Origin of the sequence: Psychrobacter sp. MF31 (genome assembly GCF_012847335.1) — a bacterium.
GTDB lineage: Bacteria > Pseudomonadota > Gammaproteobacteria > Pseudomonadales > Moraxellaceae > Psychrobacter.
This window is the reverse complement of record NZ_JABBDX010000003.1, coordinates 12,445-29,139: the sequence shown is the minus strand read 5'-3', so window position 1 is coordinate 29,139 and position 16,695 is coordinate 12,445. Positions and strand designations below refer to the sequence as shown.

Annotated in this window: 13 protein-coding genes and 1 pseudogene; 3 read left to right on the top strand and 11 right to left on the bottom strand. The window is 46.5% G+C overall.

Translation table 11 applies throughout. The features are described 5' to 3' along the window. Window positions 1–20: 20 nt before the first annotated feature. From HF322_RS05155 to trmB, 3 genes and pseudogenes are all read right to left on the bottom strand, one after another. Window positions 21–1,088: a regulatory protein RecX gene (locus HF322_RS05155; RefSeq protein WP_169392347.1), complete on the bottom strand. Its 1,068-nt coding sequence runs from the start codon at window positions 1,086–1,088 to the stop codon at window positions 21–23. 21 nt (window positions 1,089–1,109) lie between these two features. Next, window positions 1,110–2,174 (bottom strand): recombinase RecA, encoded by a 1,065-nt coding sequence (gene recA, locus HF322_RS05150; RefSeq protein ID WP_169392346.1) that lies wholly within the window; start codon window positions 2,172–2,174, stop codon window positions 1,110–1,112. Between the two features lie 725 nt (window positions 2,175–2,899). Next, a pseudogene (gene trmB / locus HF322_RS05145) lies at window positions 2,900–3,598 on the bottom strand (tRNA (guanosine(46)-N7)-methyltransferase TrmB); the annotation flags it as partial. Between the two features lie 201 nt (window positions 3,599–3,799). Here trmB and HF322_RS05140 point away from each other — a divergent pair. Beyond that, the gene (locus HF322_RS05140) at window positions 3,800–4,729 is read left to right on the top strand and encodes a pilin (protein WP_169392344.1); all 930 of its coding nucleotides are present in this window, start codon (window positions 3,800–3,802) and stop codon (window positions 4,727–4,729) included. 17 nt (window positions 4,730–4,746) lie between these two features. Here the strand turns inward: HF322_RS05140 and HF322_RS05135 are convergent, their stop codons facing one another. Then, window positions 4,747–6,588, bottom strand: a complete 1,842-nt coding sequence (locus HF322_RS05135) for a monovalent cation:proton antiporter-2 (CPA2) family protein (RefSeq protein ID WP_169392343.1) — start codon at window positions 6,586–6,588, stop codon at window positions 4,747–4,749. 73 nt (window positions 6,589–6,661) lie between these two features. After that, window positions 6,662–7,366 (bottom strand): hypothetical protein, encoded by a 705-nt coding sequence (locus tag HF322_RS05130; protein ID WP_169392342.1) that lies wholly within the window; start codon window positions 7,364–7,366, stop codon window positions 6,662–6,664. A 188-nt stretch (window positions 7,367–7,554) separates the two neighbouring features. Here HF322_RS05130 and HF322_RS05125 point away from each other — a divergent pair, with 188 nt between their 5' ends. Then, complete coding sequence (locus tag HF322_RS05125; protein WP_169392341.1) at window positions 7,555–7,878, top strand: hypothetical protein; 324 nt, start codon at window positions 7,555–7,557, stop codon at window positions 7,876–7,878. On the opposite strand, the gene HF322_RS05120 is transcribed toward HF322_RS05125, so the two are convergent. The 6 genes from HF322_RS05120 to gmk form a co-directional block, all read right to left on the bottom strand. Further along, window positions 7,875–8,978, bottom strand: coding sequence for a cation diffusion facilitator family transporter (locus HF322_RS05120; protein ID WP_169392340.1), 1,104 nt, complete (start codon window positions 8,976–8,978; stop codon window positions 7,875–7,877). The two genes, HF322_RS05125 and HF322_RS05120, sit on opposite strands and share 4 nt — an antisense overlap. 73 nt (window positions 8,979–9,051) lie before the next feature. Beyond that, on the bottom strand, window positions 9,052–11,319 hold the full coding sequence (locus tag HF322_RS05115; protein WP_169392339.1) for a primosomal protein N': 2,268 nt from the start codon (window positions 11,317–11,319) through the stop codon (window positions 9,052–9,054). Window positions 11,320–11,453: 134 nt separating this feature from the next. Next, window positions 11,454–11,837, bottom strand: coding sequence for a RidA family protein (locus HF322_RS05110; protein ID WP_169392338.1), 384 nt, complete (start codon window positions 11,835–11,837; stop codon window positions 11,454–11,456). A 60-nt stretch (window positions 11,838–11,897) separates the two neighbouring features. Next, entirely contained in the window at window positions 11,898–14,120 is a 2,223-nt protein-coding gene (locus HF322_RS05105; RefSeq protein ID WP_169392337.1) for a bifunctional (p)ppGpp synthetase/guanosine-3',5'-bis(diphosphate) 3'-pyrophosphohydrolase, read from the bottom strand. Window positions 14,121–14,432: 312 nt separating this feature from the next. Further along, window positions 14,433–14,693, bottom strand: a complete 261-nt coding sequence (gene rpoZ, locus HF322_RS05100; protein WP_169392336.1) for a DNA-directed RNA polymerase subunit omega — start codon at window positions 14,691–14,693, stop codon at window positions 14,433–14,435. 104 nt (window positions 14,694–14,797) lie between these two features. Beyond that, complete coding sequence (gene gmk / locus HF322_RS05095; protein ID WP_169392335.1) at window positions 14,798–15,448, bottom strand: guanylate kinase; 651 nt, start codon at window positions 15,446–15,448, stop codon at window positions 14,798–14,800. A gap of 245 nt (window positions 15,449–15,693) precedes the next feature. On the opposite strand from gmk, the gene ispH reads away from it, so the two are divergent. Beyond that, window positions 15,694–16,656, top strand: a complete 963-nt coding sequence (gene ispH / locus HF322_RS05090) for a 4-hydroxy-3-methylbut-2-enyl diphosphate reductase (protein WP_169392334.1) — start codon at window positions 15,694–15,696, stop codon at window positions 16,654–16,656. Window positions 16,657–16,695: the final 39 nt, after the last annotated feature.

The window sequence follows — 16,695 nt, the reverse complement described above, 5'->3', positions numbered from 1 at the left end:
AAAAAAGCGCTATTAATAAGTTAATAGCGCTCATCTAACGTTTCAAGGGTGTAATCAAGCGCTGCAAAGCAAACATCGCTTTGAAAGCCGCGATACTGCAAAAATCGCAGTTGCTTGGCTTTATCTTTAGGCGTGGTTGGAATGCTGTTGCCGTACTTTTTGGTTCGCGCCTCCACAGCCAGTTTTAGCCAGTCGATGCCCTCGACCAAGTCGTCATCATTCGCCATAAACTCACTAAACGCTTGGGTTTCTGACTGCGCCAACTCAATGAGCTCGTCAATATTGCAAGGCAGGGTCAGCTTTTTTTGCTGCAATTCTTGCTTAATTCGGTTGTGACCGCGACCTTTGCGGATATTTTCACGAATCAGCATTAAGGTGGCACGCTCATCGCTTTGGTAGCCTTTTTCGCTAAATTCCGCCAATAGCGCGTCGATTTTGTCGGGGTCTTGATCTTTTTCAATCAGCTTTTGCTTAAGTTCAGCTTGTCCAAACTCACGCCGCGATAAATAGTAAAATGCCAGCCAGCGTAATCGGCTTTCTGCTTTGATCGCGTCCGTTTCAGCTTGGCGCTGCTCAGGAGAGCGCAAATAGGCTTTAAGTGCGGCAGGAATATTGTCCGTATCTTGAGTATCGCCTTCCGTTTCACCGTTTTCTAAATCGTTTTTGACCTCGGCAAGTAAGGCTTTGATGCTGTTAGGATTTGGCGGCTCGTAGTCCGGCGTTTCTGATTTTTCGGGGATAAAGGTTGCGGCAGGATGAAAGCGCTTTCGCTTTTTTTTGCCTTGTTTTCGAGTAGGATTTGGCGAATCAATATCCAAGCCAATTTCTAAATTGTCATGAAAGTCTTGCTCAAAATCATCATCTACGGAGTTAGACCTTTTCTTCTTCTTTTTAAACTCATGTTTTGAGCGAAAATTTTTAGTGAAGGATGTTTCTTGTTTATCCTCATGCACAAAAGCGCCCTGAGACTGATTCTCAGAGCGATTTTTAGGCTTTGGTATCGCCGAGCCTGATTTTGAATCAGGCTTTTTATCAGGCGCCTTATCAACTTGCGCTAAGATTTCAGCGAGCGTTTTAACTTGACTCATAGCAGCTAAACAATCAGTTATTTATGGCAGCTCAACCGAATCAGCGTTGAAATCCGGCGCTTCTTCGTCAACATCGGTAACGGCGGTTGGGTCAATAGCGCCGAGTTTTTGCGCGCGAATTTTCGCTTCAATGGCTTGCGCAATCTCAGGATTTTCTTTCAAAAACAGCACGGAGTTGGCTTTACCTTGACCGATTTTTTCATCGCCATAGCTGTACCAAGCGCCCGCTTTGCCAACTGCACCGACTTCCACGCCCAAATCGATGACTTCAGCTAAATGGTTGGTGCCTTCGCCGTAAGTGATTTCAAATTCGGCTTGGCGGAACGGCGGCGCCATTTTGTTTTTGATGACTTTGACGCGCGTTTGGTTACCGATGATTTCATCACCATTTTTGACCGCACCAATGCGGCGAATGTCCATCCGAACTGACGCATAGAATTTCAGCGCGTTACCGCCGGTTGTGGTTTCAGGGCTACCAAACATAACGCCGATTTTCATACGGATTTGGTTAATAAACACCACCATACAGTTGGAGCGTTTGGCGTTTCCGGTGATTTTACGAAGTGCTTGGCTCATAAGACGAGCTTGAAGTCCCATGTGCGAGTCGCCCATTTCGCCCTCAATTTCCGCGCGTGGGGTCAAAGCAGCAACCGAGTCAACCACAATCATATCAACCGCGCCTGAGCGAACGAGCATGTCAGTAATCTCAAGCGCTTGCTCGCCATTGTCCGGTTGTGAGACCAATAAATCATCGGTATTGACGCCAAGCTTGCGCGCATAAATTGGGTCAAGCGCGTGCTCCGCGTCAATAAACGCACAAGTTCCGCCTTGCTTTTGGCATTCTGCGATCGCTTGCAGGGTCATTGTGGTTTTGCCCGAGCTTTCAGGACCGTAAATCTCAATGATGCGACCCTTTGGCAAGCCGCCAATCCCAAGCGCAATATCAAGACCAAGCGATCCGGTGGACACCACATCAACATCAAGCGCTGCGGACTCATCACCCAAGTGCATGATGGTGTTTTTACCAAATTGCTTTTCAATTTGACCAAGGGCGGCTTTGAGCGCTTTGGCTTTGTTGTCATCCATTCTGGAATCCTTTTATAAATTGGGATAGAACACCGCGACTATAGCGAAAGTTACGCTGACGTCCTATCAATAATAATAAAAAAACGTTGGTAAGTTTGGCAAATCATCTGCCGTTTCGATGATGCTATTATAGCAAACTAACGGCTCAAATTAACCCAACTGCCAGTTGCTTGCGACAATAGATGACGCCTAGAAATTCAAGATCCAATGACTATTTTTTATCATATTTAAGGGAAAAAGTTTTGTAGCATGACGAATAGCTTTAGTAGCTATCCAACCAATTTGTGAAACATTGGAATAAAAAGTAGTGACTTTAATAAAATTGAGATTAATTTTTAGAGTAAAAATTTTTAGATAAGTCATTGATTTTTAAATAAAAAAATAATTGTATAAAAAATGATCAATTTTAATGGAGGCGTTATAAGACGTGTGCTAGTAGCAATGAATAGAGGAGTTATCCACAGAGTTATCCACAGCTTTTGGGGAAAACTCGTGTAACCCTTATGTAACCGAAGTTTACAAGATAATAGATTGAGAATTTTGTGAAATGATCCTTCTTAGCATAAGCATAAATAATGATTTTAGCAACCCAAAAAATCAAAATTTGGCGATGTTTCACGCCAATTAGCCGTTAATTTTTACCAAAAGAAACAGCGACAATTTATCGCTGTTTTAAAGGTGTTAACAAAGCAACTTTAAAACGAGGTTGCTTAAATCAGCCTTGATTAATCCTTAACATAAATCAAATCCCAAACGCCATGACCGCGATCAATACCGCGGCGCTCAAATTTGGTCAGGGGTCGAAAATTAGGTCGGTCGGTAAAATTGCCGCGACCGGCTTGGTTGTGAAGGTTTGGCATCTCGTCCAACACTTCTACCATCCAAAAGGCATAATGCTCCCAGTCGGTTGCGGTATGAAACCAGCCGCCGGATTTGAGTACTCGGGTGACCAGTGCCATGCGCTCAGGGCTGACAAAGCGGCGCTTATGATGGCGCTTTTTTTGCCACGGGTCGGGGAAGTAAAGCTGGATTCGGTCGATATGATTGCTTGGTAGCTGCGATAGTAAAGTAATGGCGTCGCCGTTGATGATTTTGATGTTGGTTAAGTTTTTTTCATGCGCCATAAACGCCGCTTTGCCAATCCCTGGCTCATGAACTTCAATGCCAATAAAGTTGCGGTCTTTATCATTGGTTGCCATCTCAATGAGCGAGTCGCCAAGACCAAAGCCAATCTCAAGCGTTAATGGCGCATCGCCTCCGTTTGGCGTGTCTTGAAATAGCGCTCGCAAGTCATTGATGCCCTCAAGATTGCCCATCCCTGTGCCATTATTGACCAAATATGGCGCAAAAATAGGATCACTTAGCGCAAGCTCAGCGTTTTTATTCATGTGGGTTTTGCGCTTCATAAAGGTGTTAATCACGCGCGGTTGTAAGATGTCAGGCTGATTCATAATACCGTGTCAGTTGTAAAAAGTGGTCTTATTATAAGATAAATCGGGCACGCTTGGAACGCAGGCGGTGATCCGCTTTGCTACCAAATGCCATAAAAAGCGCCCTCGAATCGCTCAAAGTGATGCTTTATAATGACTTATTAGTGAACCTTTTTGTAAAGTGAGCCTATCGCGATGCTATTTATTGAGACGGATTCACCGCCGCCGTTTTACCAAGAGCAATTGAGCGCCAAAAGACGGCGACAGCTTGACCAGTGGTTTATCGGTCATCGCAGCCAAGAGTATTATTTAAAGCGTTTTGATGACTTTGATAAGCAAGGCTATTTGTCGCCTAAATGGCACTGGGCGGCGTTTTTTATGACCTTTCCGTGGCTGTTGTACCGAAAGCGCTATATGGACGCCATCGTTTATAGCGTGGCAGGATGGTCGTTTATTCATTTAAATATCACCATTATTTTGGTGTTTTTTGAATTTGCCTTTATGGCGTTTGTTCCAGAGGCTTATCAAATGGCAACGCGGATTGGCATAGGAGCGGCGATTTGGCTGTTTTGGTCGGTGATGGTGGCGCGCTGGACGGATGCTTATTATTACCGGATGGCGCGGCGCGAGATTGCTGACGCAATTGAGCAAAATCCGCGTGATGAAGCAGCGCAGCAAGCACACCTTCGCCGCGAGGGCGGGGTGAGCATGGTCGGCTTTGGCTTGGGATTTGGCTTTTTTGCGTTTGCGCTGCTTGTCATTGACGTTCAGTTTTTACCACTGCTGGCGAAGAAAAAAGAGCATGAGATTTTATTTGATGCTTATAATATTGCCAAAAATGCCCAATCTCGAGTTGCGCTGATTTATGAGCAAACGCAATTGTGTCCGGTCAATTTGCCGCTGAGCACTTTTGAGCAAAAGGTGAATATGACCGTTGCTAATCAAGTTGCCGGAATCAAAAATACCGATTGCGCGGTGGTGGCAACGGTTAACGGTGCTCAATTTCCAACACGATATTTAAATGGTAAAACGCTGGTGTTTTATCACGATTTGGACAGTGGCAATTGGCAATGCGTCAGCTCTTTGAACAAAAAACAAGCGCCAAAAAGCTGTTTGGCACAATAAGCTTAAGCGTTAATCTTCTATGACGACTGCTCTTTACTCATGCGATAAAGCTTTAGATCTAAGCGCCTTGCTTCATCAATGTCTTCATCAAATAAGCTTTCAAGCTCAGCGATTGCCGATTGCGCCGATTCAATCATTCGAGCTTCGTCATCATAAATGGCTTGTTGGCGCTCGATTAAATCATCATCATAATCGCGGAACGTTTGGATCGTTTCGCGCGCTTTTTCAGGCGAAATCCCCAAAAGTTGCAACGATTCGCGCGACATATCTAAGGATGACAAATACGTTTCGCGCCAAATATGACGAACGCCCACCTCACGCAAGCGGTAATAATGCTGACGGTCACGGGCGCGCGCCAACACAATCAGATCTGGATAATGATCGCGAAGATACTGAGCGGTGGTGATGGAGCGCTCCAAATCATCAACGGCAATGATAAAAATCTTGGCTTTACTGATTCCTGCTGCGCGCAAAATCTCTGGGTTTTTGGGGTCGCCGTAATAAACTTGGTTACCAAATTTGCGAACGAAATCCACGCGATTTGCCGAGCGCTCAATGGCGGTAAATTCAATATTGTGCATCCGCAGCACGCGACCAATGATTTGCCCCACGCGACCAAATCCGGCGATAATGACCGGATGCTCATGATCGGGGATAGTGTCGTACTCGCGGCTGGGTTTCTTTTTGGCAAAAATAGGCTCGCCGACTTTTTCAAGCAGTAAAAACGCAAGTGGCGTCAGCGCCATGGAAATGGTCACGATTAAATTGAGCATTCCGGCAAGCTCGCCGTTGAGGACATTTTGGCGGGTCGCCACGCTAAATAGCACAAAGGCAAATTCGCCACCTTGCGCTAGCGTCACCCCAAGCCGAATGCTCGTTGGCAAGCGGTTGCCAGTAGCTTTGGCAATAAAGGTTATTACCAAAAACTTAATCACCATCAGCATTGCCGCAGCACTAATGATAAAGACAGGCTTTGCCATAATCAGCCCAACATCGGTCAGCATACCAACCGACATAAAAAACAGTCCTAAAAGCAGCCCTTTAAACGGCTCAATACTGGCTTCAAGCTCATGACGGTACTCGGAGTCGGCAAGCAAAACGCCAGTCAAAAATGCCCCAAGCGCCATTGATAGCCCGATTTGCTCCATCAACATCGATACGCCCATCACGATAAATAGGGCAACGGCGGTAAGAAGTTCGGTTGCGCCGCTTAACGCTACAAATTTGAAAAATGGTCGAACAATATAGCGGCTTGAAAAAATCAATCCGGCAAACACGGCAATGACTTTGGCAAAATAAATGATGTCATAACTTTGCTCGCGGACACCAGATAAAAAAGGGATCACCGCAAGCAGCGGAATGACCGCAATGTCTTGAAATAATAAAATGGTAAAGGCTTCGCGACCATGAGTGCTCGATAATTGCTGCTTTTCGGTGAGCAGTTGCAATACAAATGCCGTTGACGATAACGCCAGCCCAAAGCCGACGATAAACGCGGTATCTAAATGCAGGGAAAATAAATAATAAGCAAGCCCCATTAAAGTGACGCCCGTAAGCCCCACCTGCAAGCCGCCCAGTACGAAAATTGAGTGACGCAGCGCCCAAAGCCTTGACGGCTGAAGCTCAAGACCGATGATAAATAGCAGCATTACCACGCCAAACTCGGCAACATGAAGCAGGCTTTCGGCATCGCCCACCACATCAAGACCGCTGGGACCTAAAATCAATCCCGTTAACAAATACCCCAACACCGTTGCCAGCCCAAAGCGCTTGCCTAAAGGCACAAGCAGAAGCGCTGCCCCCAAAAAAATAATGGCTTGAAGCATCAAATTTGGGGCGCCGGTCGCGGCAGCAAGCATAGACTCTCCTTAATTGGGTTGGGGCTAACATAAAACTGTTAAATGTTTGAGTTAAAGAACTGAATAAAAACGCTTATTTTTTTTGAAAAATCCGCCAAACGCCATTGTCTGCAAGCGGATTGGTGTAAGCATCGTTGCGCTTTTTGCGCGGAGTTTGGCGGCTATCGACGATTTTAAAATCGGGTAACGCATGAACGATAAGCCCCGTTCGATAAAAGCGGATGCGCTCAGGATCAAGCATCTCGCCTTTTTGGTCGCGGCAAAACACGTAAGCGCGAAGATCAATAAATTCGCGGTGCGCCACCAGCCTTGCGTCCTCATTTTTTGCCAAGACCACTTCCATTCGCGCAATCTCGGTGGCAGTAAACTCACCGCATTTATCAGTAAGCGCCCCAACTGAGCCAAAGCTTTTGGACTCTTTGGCGCGCGTTTTGGTCAAATGCAGCTTTTGAACGTGGTAAATAAACTGCGGAATCTCAAGGCTTGCCGGCAGCGGCAAACAATCCGGCGGCAAATAGGCATTGGGATAAAATGCCATGGCGCGATCAATCAGTGGTCGCCAGCGCGCCGCGTAAGCTTGAACTTCGGCAAGATTTCCCTCAAAAATGGGCAAATCTCGGATTTGGCGCAAAATATCGGGCGGAAACTGGTCATCACGAAACTGCGCAATGTCCTCTTGCAACGTTGAGAGTAAAGCTTTGGCGTGTTTTTTACCGTCTTTTGATAAGGCATCCTCAACAATATCGGGAGCAACAAAAGGCGCTGAGCGTCGGATCATAATGAGTCATCAATAGTAAGCGGCTGATAAAATGGCTTTTTTACATCCTACCATAAAGCAGCAATTTGGCGCGCGCTTAATTTGCCGCTTTTTTTCAATTCGGTAATGAATCCCCAAACAAAACGGATAAATAAGGAAAATTTAATTTATTATGAAAATAAAATAAATAAAAAATTTGGAAGGCAATTATGAAAGAGGTTCAATTAGAAGATGCCATGAGACTGAAAAAATTATCCACCAAAACGGCAATATTAATGATCATCAAGCAGTTATTTTTTCGGTTAATTGCGGTTGCCATATTGCTGCTATTTAGCTTTTATTTACTGATGGCATCAAATATGGGACCTGCCTATTTTCCTAATATTAACGGCGGGTCGCTTGATTTTCCGATTAGATTGTCGTTAGTTATCGCAAGCGCTTTGATAGCGATTGGCGCGGTAGTTTGGCTAAGCTTGCGCTCATTTCAAGATAGCATGAGCGCCTATAAAACGATAAAAAATCAGCGCCGTTAATGCGAGTGCCCAATATGAGCGCCACCTTCCACAGGTCGGCTGGCAATATCACAAACCAAACCGTCCGAGCAGGCAGCAGTTTGAGAATGTTGAGCGTTTTCAACTTGAATGGTCGCGTGACCAATATTAAGGGTTTGCAGTCGTGCTTCAAGATCACGAATAAGCGCACTTGCTTCATGAATGCGCATGTCACCATCCACGACCACGTGGCAGGAGAGCGCATGCAGACCGCTGGTAATACTCCAAACATGAAGGTCGTGAACGGCGTCAACGTCAGGATGATTAAGCAACTGAGCTTCAACATCAGCAAGTTGAATCCCTTTTGGCGTGCCTTCCATCAAAATATGCGCTGCATCGCGAACCACGCGGTAGCCGCTGATCAAAATCAAAACGGCGACGATCACGGAGGCTGCCGCATCCGCCCAAATCCAACCAAACGCCATCATCAAAAGCGCAGCAATAATTGCGGCAACGGAACCGAGCAAGTCACTTAACACATGCAGATAAGCGCTTTGCATGTTCAAATTAACAGGTTTTTTGGTGGTGCTTTTGTCGTGGCTATGATCGTGGTCGTCGTGGCTGTGATCATGGTTGTCATTATGATCGTGGCTGTGGCTGTGACCGTGATCATCATTGCTGCTTCGGTGCATGAGCCAAGCCACCAAAATGTTGACCAACATTCCGATAAAGGCAATAATGAGCATGCCTTGGGTGGCAATTTCAGGCGGCGAGTTGAAGCGCTTTACTGCCTCAACCATAATCATTAGGGCAATAATAATTAAGGTTGCCCCATTAGCGCCCGCAACCAAAATTTCAAAGCGCTTATAGCCATAAGTTTTTTGCCGTGTGGCGGCTTTTTCGCCAATTTTAAAAGCCAGTAGCGTCGCCCCAAGCGCAATGGCGTCACTGAGCATGTGACCGGCGTCCGACAACAGTGCCAAGCTTCCGGTCAGCCAGCCGCCAACCGCTTCGATCACCATGTAGCCTGCAATGATGATAAAGCTAATCAGCAGCGTTTTTTGATAGCCTTTGGTATCGGCAGGCAGTTCTGGCGTATTTTTAAGGCTATCAGTCAAGTTTGGCGTGGGGCTTTTGGTCATAGCAGGCTCATTTTGATAAAAAATTGGCAACCCTTAGCATAGCAAAATCAAAAAATTAATCCGTGGCAATGTGTTACCAAGCGATGGGGTCAATATCTAAGGTTAGCTTTAAATATTTGGCGGAGGGCAGTTGCAGCACTTGTGACCACCAATGATTAAGCACATGATGCAGTTGCCGACGCTCTTTTGACAACAACAATAGCTGCATGTGATAGCGGCTGTTTTTTTTACTCATCGGTGCATCAATAGGTCCTAGCACCGCCAAATGATGCGGCTTTGGCAAAATGGCAATGGCGTCATTGAGCGCTTGGGTAGCGGCGGCAAGAGTTTTGGCTTCACAGCGAATCAATGCGGCAAAGCTAAAAGGCGGCAGTCCCATCACTTTGCGCTCATCAAGTAATGCTTGCGCAAACGGCAAATAGCCATCACGAATCAGCTTTAATAGTAGCGGGTTTTCAGGTTGCAGGGTTTGAATCAGCACCTGACCGGCTTTGTCACCGCGACCGGCGCGACCTGCAACCTGAATCATCAATTGCGCCGTGTGCTCCGGTGAGCGAAAGTCAGCCGATAAAAAGCCGCGGTCAGCATTTGGCAGACAAACCAAAGTTACGTTTGGGAAATGGTGACCTTTAGCGACCATTTGCGTTCCAACCAAAATGGCGGGTTTGCCCTCGTTAATTTGCTGGTAAATTTTCTCCCAACTGTCTTTTCGGCGCGTGGTGTCGCGGTCGATTTGAATGATCGGGTAAATGGTTTTGCTCGTTTGTAAATTGGCAAAAATGGCATGCAAATTTTCGCTTAAGCGGGACGTTCCCATGCCGCGAGCATCCAAATTTTGGCTTTGGCAATCGGGGCAAACGGGCGGAATATACGACTGCCAATCACAGTGGTGGCATTTTAAATACGACTGGGATAAATTGCCTTGGGTGATGAGCTGATTGCTAAAATGAACGGTCAAATGGGCATCACAGCGTGGACAGTCCGCCTGCCAACCGCAAGCCTCGCAAAGCAAAATCGGCGCATAACCGCGGCGATTTAAAAAAATCAGCACCTGCTCACCGGCGTCAAGCGTTCGGCGGATCGCGTCAATCAGCGCATCGGTAAGTCCCGTATTGTAGCGCTCGCCATCAGGGGTCGTTTGTTGATACGTGCTTTGAAATCGTGCGTCAATCAGTTTCATGACCGCCATGTTTGCGCCGCCTGCGCGCTTTGACAATTGATATTCGGTTAATTTGCCGTCATCAACCAATTTTAAATGCTCAAGGCTTGGGGTAGCGCTTCCTAAAATGACGGGGATGTTCATTTGAGCGCCGCGATAAAGCGCCACATCGGCGGCATGATAGCGCAGTGTATCTTGCTGCTTATAAGAGCTGTCATGAGCTTCATCAACAACAATTAATCCTAACTTATTAAAGGCATAAAGAATCGTTGATCGTGTACCGATAATAATTTGCGCGTGACCGGATTTACAATCTTGCCAACCTTGAAGTCGCTGCGTGGCGCTCATTCCTGAATGCAGCAGCACAATATGGGCAGCAAATCGGCTGGCAAATCGCGCCTTTGTTTGCGGCGTCAAGCCAATTTCAGGCACCAAAATTAGCACTTGCTGACCGGCTTCTAAAACGTGCTGCATCGCTTGCAAGTAGACTTCGGTTTTGCCACTTCCGGTGATGCCATTGAGCAAAATTCCCAAATACGACTGCGACTCATGAGCGCAGATTACAGCATCAACCACGGCTTGTTGTTCGTCGGTTAAATCAAGCGGTAATTTGGCAAGGCTCACCGGTTTTGGCGGCGCTTTTGGTTTTTCAAAGCGCTCGATCATGCCTTTATTTTCAAGCAGGATCAAAAAGTTGCGCGCCATGCCCTCCATCAAAAGCACATCCTCACTTGCGCCATGCTCGCCGTGAAGTTTGAGCATCGCAAATTGAGCTTGCTGCTTATGAGCGCGCGCGGGCAAATCTGTATCCGTTGCCTTGGGTAAAATCCGCCAATGTGTGGTGAGTAAATCAAGCGGTTTTCCTTGCCGGATCAGCTTTGGCAACATCACCGACAGCACATCGCCTAGCGGATAGTGATAATATTGAGAAAGCCAGCGCGCCAAATTGAGCATCGCTTCGGTAAAAATTGGCTCATCATCGATATTTTCTAAAATGGCTTTAAGCTTATTTTTAGGAATGTCGCTGTCAGTTTCAGCCACCAATCCTACCACAATGCCGATCAATGTCTGCCTGCCAAAAGGCACCAAAACGCGCCCGCCGATAACGGTCAGCTTGGCATCAATAGGCAAATAATCAAATTCCCGAAATAAGGGAACAGGAAGCGCCACTTGAACCAACATATTGTCCCCTTTTTATGGTTAGGTTGAAAATTAACGATTTAAAATACAAAAACCCAAACGCAATCATTTGGGTTTTATTATAGCTGAGCTGATAAGTTATTAACGTTTTGCTTTAACCGTTTTGGCTTTTAGGCTTATGAGTCAAGAAACATAATGGCTTCAATTTCAACCACGCCGCCTTTGGGCAAGGCAGCAACTTGAACGGCAGCGCGAGCAGGATAAGGCGCGGTTAAATTGGCTTCAAAAACGGTGTTTAATGCCGCAAAGTCGTTCAAGTCAGTGAGTGACACGTTAAACTTAACCACATCATTTAAACTGCCACCTGCCGCTTCACAAATGGCTTTTAAATTGGCAAAGGCTTGCTTAGCTTGCGCATCAAAGCCGTCTTTTAGCTCCATCGTTTTTGGGTCAAGACCAAGCTGACCTGAAAGATAAACGGTATTGCCAACCTTGATCGCTTGCGAATAAGTGCCAACGGCAGCTGGAGCGTGGTCAGTGTGAATGGTTTGGCGAGTCATAAAATATCCTTCGTGGTGGTGGTAAAAGCCCATTATAAAAATTTTTTTCTAAAAATAAAACTACAGCTGGTACAAGCGCATGATGTTTGGAAAGCCAAGCAGCGATCGCAGCTCACGAATGCCGTGCGCTAAGTGAACGCGGCTTCTGACAATGATGTGTAAAATGGTGTCACTTGCACGAACATCAATGGTTTCAACGCCGATATAAGATTGGCGCAAGTGATAAATCACCTCACTGATTTGCTCATCGCTTAGCGCAATGGACAGCTTCAAATACGCAGGGAAGCGGATTTTTTCATCATACTCACCTGGAATGTTAGGGGCGTTGAGGTTAGGTTTTGGTACCGCTTGAGCGCTTGCTTTGTCCTCACGCCAGCGCAGCTGAATGATCTGGTAGGGATTGTCTTTTCGAATGTCATCGAGCGAAAAGCACTTATGACGGTGAACCACCAAGCCATGGCGCGATAAGTGACCGACGATCGGGTCACCATAAATGGGATGACAACAATTGGCAAAATCAAGCTCAACCCCTGCGGCATTAGCGACCAATTGCTGCGGCTGAGCGGCGGCATCATTATCCAAATCATTTAATGCTTGAGCGCAAGCTACCTCATCGCTAAACAGCCTTGAGACCACCAATTGCGGCAATAACGTTCCTGAACTGATTTGCTCAAATAAGGTGTTTTTGTCCTTAATACCGCGCCATTCAAGTAAATTATCCCAATTGCTTTCAGTCAAATCCTGCAAGCTTTTTTGGTAAGTTTGTAGCGCGCGATCCAGCGCTTGCTGACCATGGCGCTGTTTGTCTTCAGCAGATAAGTGCTTAAACCAGCGTAAAATCTCCTCGCGGGCTTTGTTGGTGACCACAAAGCCAAGCCATTCCGCTTTTGGTTCAGAAGTTTCATCGACTTCAATTTCGACCAATTGACCGTTTTTAAGAACCGTTCCAAGCTTGGCTTTTTTGTTTTCAATATTGGCACCGATCGCCACATTGCCGACCATAGGTCCTACGGCATAAGCAAAGTCAAGCGCGGTTGCCCCTTGTGGCAGCTCATAAGCGCGACCTTGTGGGCTGTAGCAAATGATTTTGCTTGAATGCAAATAATCCATCAGCTCGTTAATGGTGGCAACGGTCGCCGCAAAATCGGGACTGCTTTCATCCAAGCTGTCATCATTGACCAAATCTTTCATATTGCGAAGCGAAGCTTGAATGACCGATTGGCTGACATCGGAGGCGTGCTCCGCGCCTATAACGCCAAGGCGAGCGGCGTGCTGCATTTGTTTGGTTAAAATGGTGGCTTTGATAATGTCATTATCGCGCTCATAAATGAGCGTTAATGATTGATTGCCGCCGGGAAGCGGTCGCCGAATATTATCCTCAATATGAGCGTCATCGATTTGGTATTTTTTGATCAAATAGTAAGCAAGCTTGTCGCAAGCTTCGACGTTATCAAGGACGATCTCAAAGGAGTAATGCCGCAAAAGGGAGTTGATCTCGCCGCGATTGCGAAAAAACTGCCGAAACATGGCAACCTGATTGTCCAAAACTTTGACGTGACCGCTAAGTCCTAAGTTATTAAGCACAATAGTCAAATAACGATGAATGGCTTCTTTTTGAAAGTTGCGACCCAAGCCATGCTGAAGCAATTTGTCCGACAATTTATTGTACATGTCCGAATCAAGGTTGCGGTAGCAGAGCACCTCAATATAATCGGCAATATCGTTTAATCCCATAAGCCTTGCAAACGGCACATAAAAATCAAGCGTCTCTTGGGCGGTGGCGCGCTGTTTTTCAGGGCGAACGGCATCAAGCGTTGACATATTGTGCAATCGGTCAGCAAGTTTAATGATCAATACTCGTGGATCATCAAGCGTTGCGGTCAATATTTTATGAAAGGTCGCCGCTTTATTTTGCTGCTTATTGTGCCTTGAGGATTTCAGCTTGGTGACGCCATCGACCAGCCGCGCCACCACTTTGCCGTAGCGCTGTTCAAGCTCATCGTCGCTGACTTCAGTGTCCTCAACCGTATCATGCAAGATAGCAGCAATGATGGTATCGCGATCCAAGCGAAATCCTGCCAAAATCTCCGCCACCGCAATCGGGTGGGTGATGTAAGGCTCGCCGGATTTGCGCCGATCGTTGATATGCGCCTGATCCCCAAATTGACAGGCATCAATGATATCGCGGCGTTCAGCAGCGCTTAAATACCCAACAGAGCGCAGCAAGGAGTATTGCGCCTCATCGACCATTTGATGACTGAGTTTGGGAAGCGATAGATCCATAAATGGGCTGTCCTATTGAGATAAGCGGCTAAAGCGCCATAATAGCAAGGTTACTGCGGAAACTTTAAAGGCGGTCGGCGTTGTCATCGACTTTATAATAAAGTGCTGATCAAGTATGACCTCACTCATAATTAATATGAAATTGACCTCAATGTCAACCTTATTAAAAGCGCTTCAAAAAAATTATTCTTTAAAACCAATTAACCTGCCCAAATAAGCGTACCGCAATATAGAATCAAAAAAAACCACAGAATAACTGTGGTTTAGGGTATAAACACTCATCAATGATGACCGTTTATTTTAAAGCTGGGCTTAAAATCCGTGATTTCCTGACAATGCCAAATCAAGCGAGCTGGCTGAAAAGCTGTGCTCAGGCTGATTGAGGATATCGCGGGTGATTTTGCCGGCGGCAATTTCGCGAAGTGCTAAAACGGTTGGCTTATCGTTGTCCACCTCAACCATTGGCTCGGCAATGCCTTTTGCCAATTGGCGGGCGCGTTTGCTTGCCACCAATACCAGCTCAAAACGGTTGTCCACATTGTCCAAGCAGTCTTCAATCGTTACTCGTGCCATAGTTCACCTCATTTATCTTTAATATCAAACCAATACAATTTGCAAAATGACGCCTATTATAGCAGTTTTATGGGCTTGAGCGCGGATTTTTAATAGGAATTGGCTTAGCGGTTGGCAATGTCAGCCAAATCGGCGCTGACATCGTGATTAAGTAACGCATTGATGGTGACTTGATAGCGTTCCTGCTGGCGAGCAAGGGTTTGTCTGTCCGCGATGATGATCGATTTTAATTCGGCAAGCGCCACCTCAAAGTTGTCATTAATCACCACATAATCAGCGTTGACGTATTGCGACATTTCAGCAACCGCGCCCGCTAAGCGCTCCTCAATGACCGTTTTACTGTCGGTGGCGCGCGTGGAGAGCCTTTGGCGAAGCGTTGCCACACTTGGTGGTAAGATAAAAATCATCGTGGCGTTTGGAAATAAATTTTTCACTTGCTTGGCGCCTTGCCAATCGATTTCTAAAATCACATCGATGCCGGCGGTTAACTGATCGCGGACGCTGGCTTCTGAGGTGCCATAATAATTGCCAAAAACAAACGCGTGCTCTAAAAACTGATGGTTCTCAACAGCTTGAGTGAAGCTTTCAATATCGGTAAAGTGATAATGATGACCGTCAATCTCGCCAGGTCTTGCCGCTCGAGTGGTGTGGGAGATGCTCACGCTCAGATCATTGGTGGTGGCGACCAGTTGCTTGACAAGGGAGGTTTTTCCCGTTCCTGAGGCGGCAGTGATGATAAACAGTGATCCGGTCATGCAATTATCCTAGCTTTAATAGGCGGCAACCACCGCCGCAAATCGCTATTATATCGCCATTTTTGTCCAAAGTCGCGTCTGTGACGCAAAAGGTGGCGATTTTGCAGGTGGATAAAGCAATAATCGGGCGAAGTTATGCTAAAGTAGAGCCTATCATTTTCACATTATTTTTTTACAACACGCTTTTTTTTACATTACTTTTTTTACCTCAATAGTGATTTAATTTTCCAAAAATTAGGTGGTTTATGCAAATTTATCTTGCCAATCCGCGTGGGTTTTGTGCCGGTGTTGATCGCGCCATTGCGATTGTCAACGAGGCGCTGCTGCGTTTTGCGCCGCCCATTTATGTCCGCCATGAGGTGGTTCATAATAAGTTTGTGGTGTCTGATCTTGCCGATCGCGGCGCGGTATTTGTTGAAGAATTGAATGAAGTTCCGGACGGTGCGGTGGTGATTTTCTCCGCGCATGGCGTGTCAAAAGCTGTGGAAGATGAGGCAAAGCGCCGCGATTTGACCGTGTTTGATGCCACCTGCCCACTGGTCACCAAAGTTCATATGGAAGTCGCTAAATTTGCCTTAGATGGCATGGACGCGGTGCTGATTGGTCACGCCGGTCACCCTGAGGTTGAGGGCACGATGGGGCGCTTTAGCAGCCGCCACGGTGGTCAAATCCATCTGGTTGAAGATGAAAATGACGTTGCCAAGCTTAGCGTTAATGACGACACCAAGCTTGCTTTTGTCACCCAAACGACGTTGTCCATGGATGATACGGCGCGCGTGATTGATGCGCTTCGAGAAAAGTTCCCCGCGATCCAAGGTCCAAGAAAAGACGACATTTGCTACGCGACTCAAAACCGCCAAGATGCGGTGAAAGACTTAGCGGCGCGCTGTGAAGTCGTTTTGGTGGTCGGATCGCCCAACTCCTCCAACTCCAACCGCTTGCGTGAGCTTGCTGAGCGTATGAATTGCAAAGCTTATTTGATCGATAACGCCAGCGAAATGCAGCCCGAATGGTTCAATGGTATTGGCAGCGTTGGGGTGACGGCGGGCGCTTCTGCTCCTGAAGTGCTCATTCAAGAAGTCTTGCAAACCTTGCAAGATTGGGGCGGCGACATTCCTGATGAGCTTGCTGGCATTGAAGAAAACATCACCTTTAGCTTACCAAAAGCACTGCGAATTCCGGTGGCAGATTTGACCCATCAAATTTAAAAGTGGTTTTAAACAGTGATTTTGCAAAAGTAATCCATC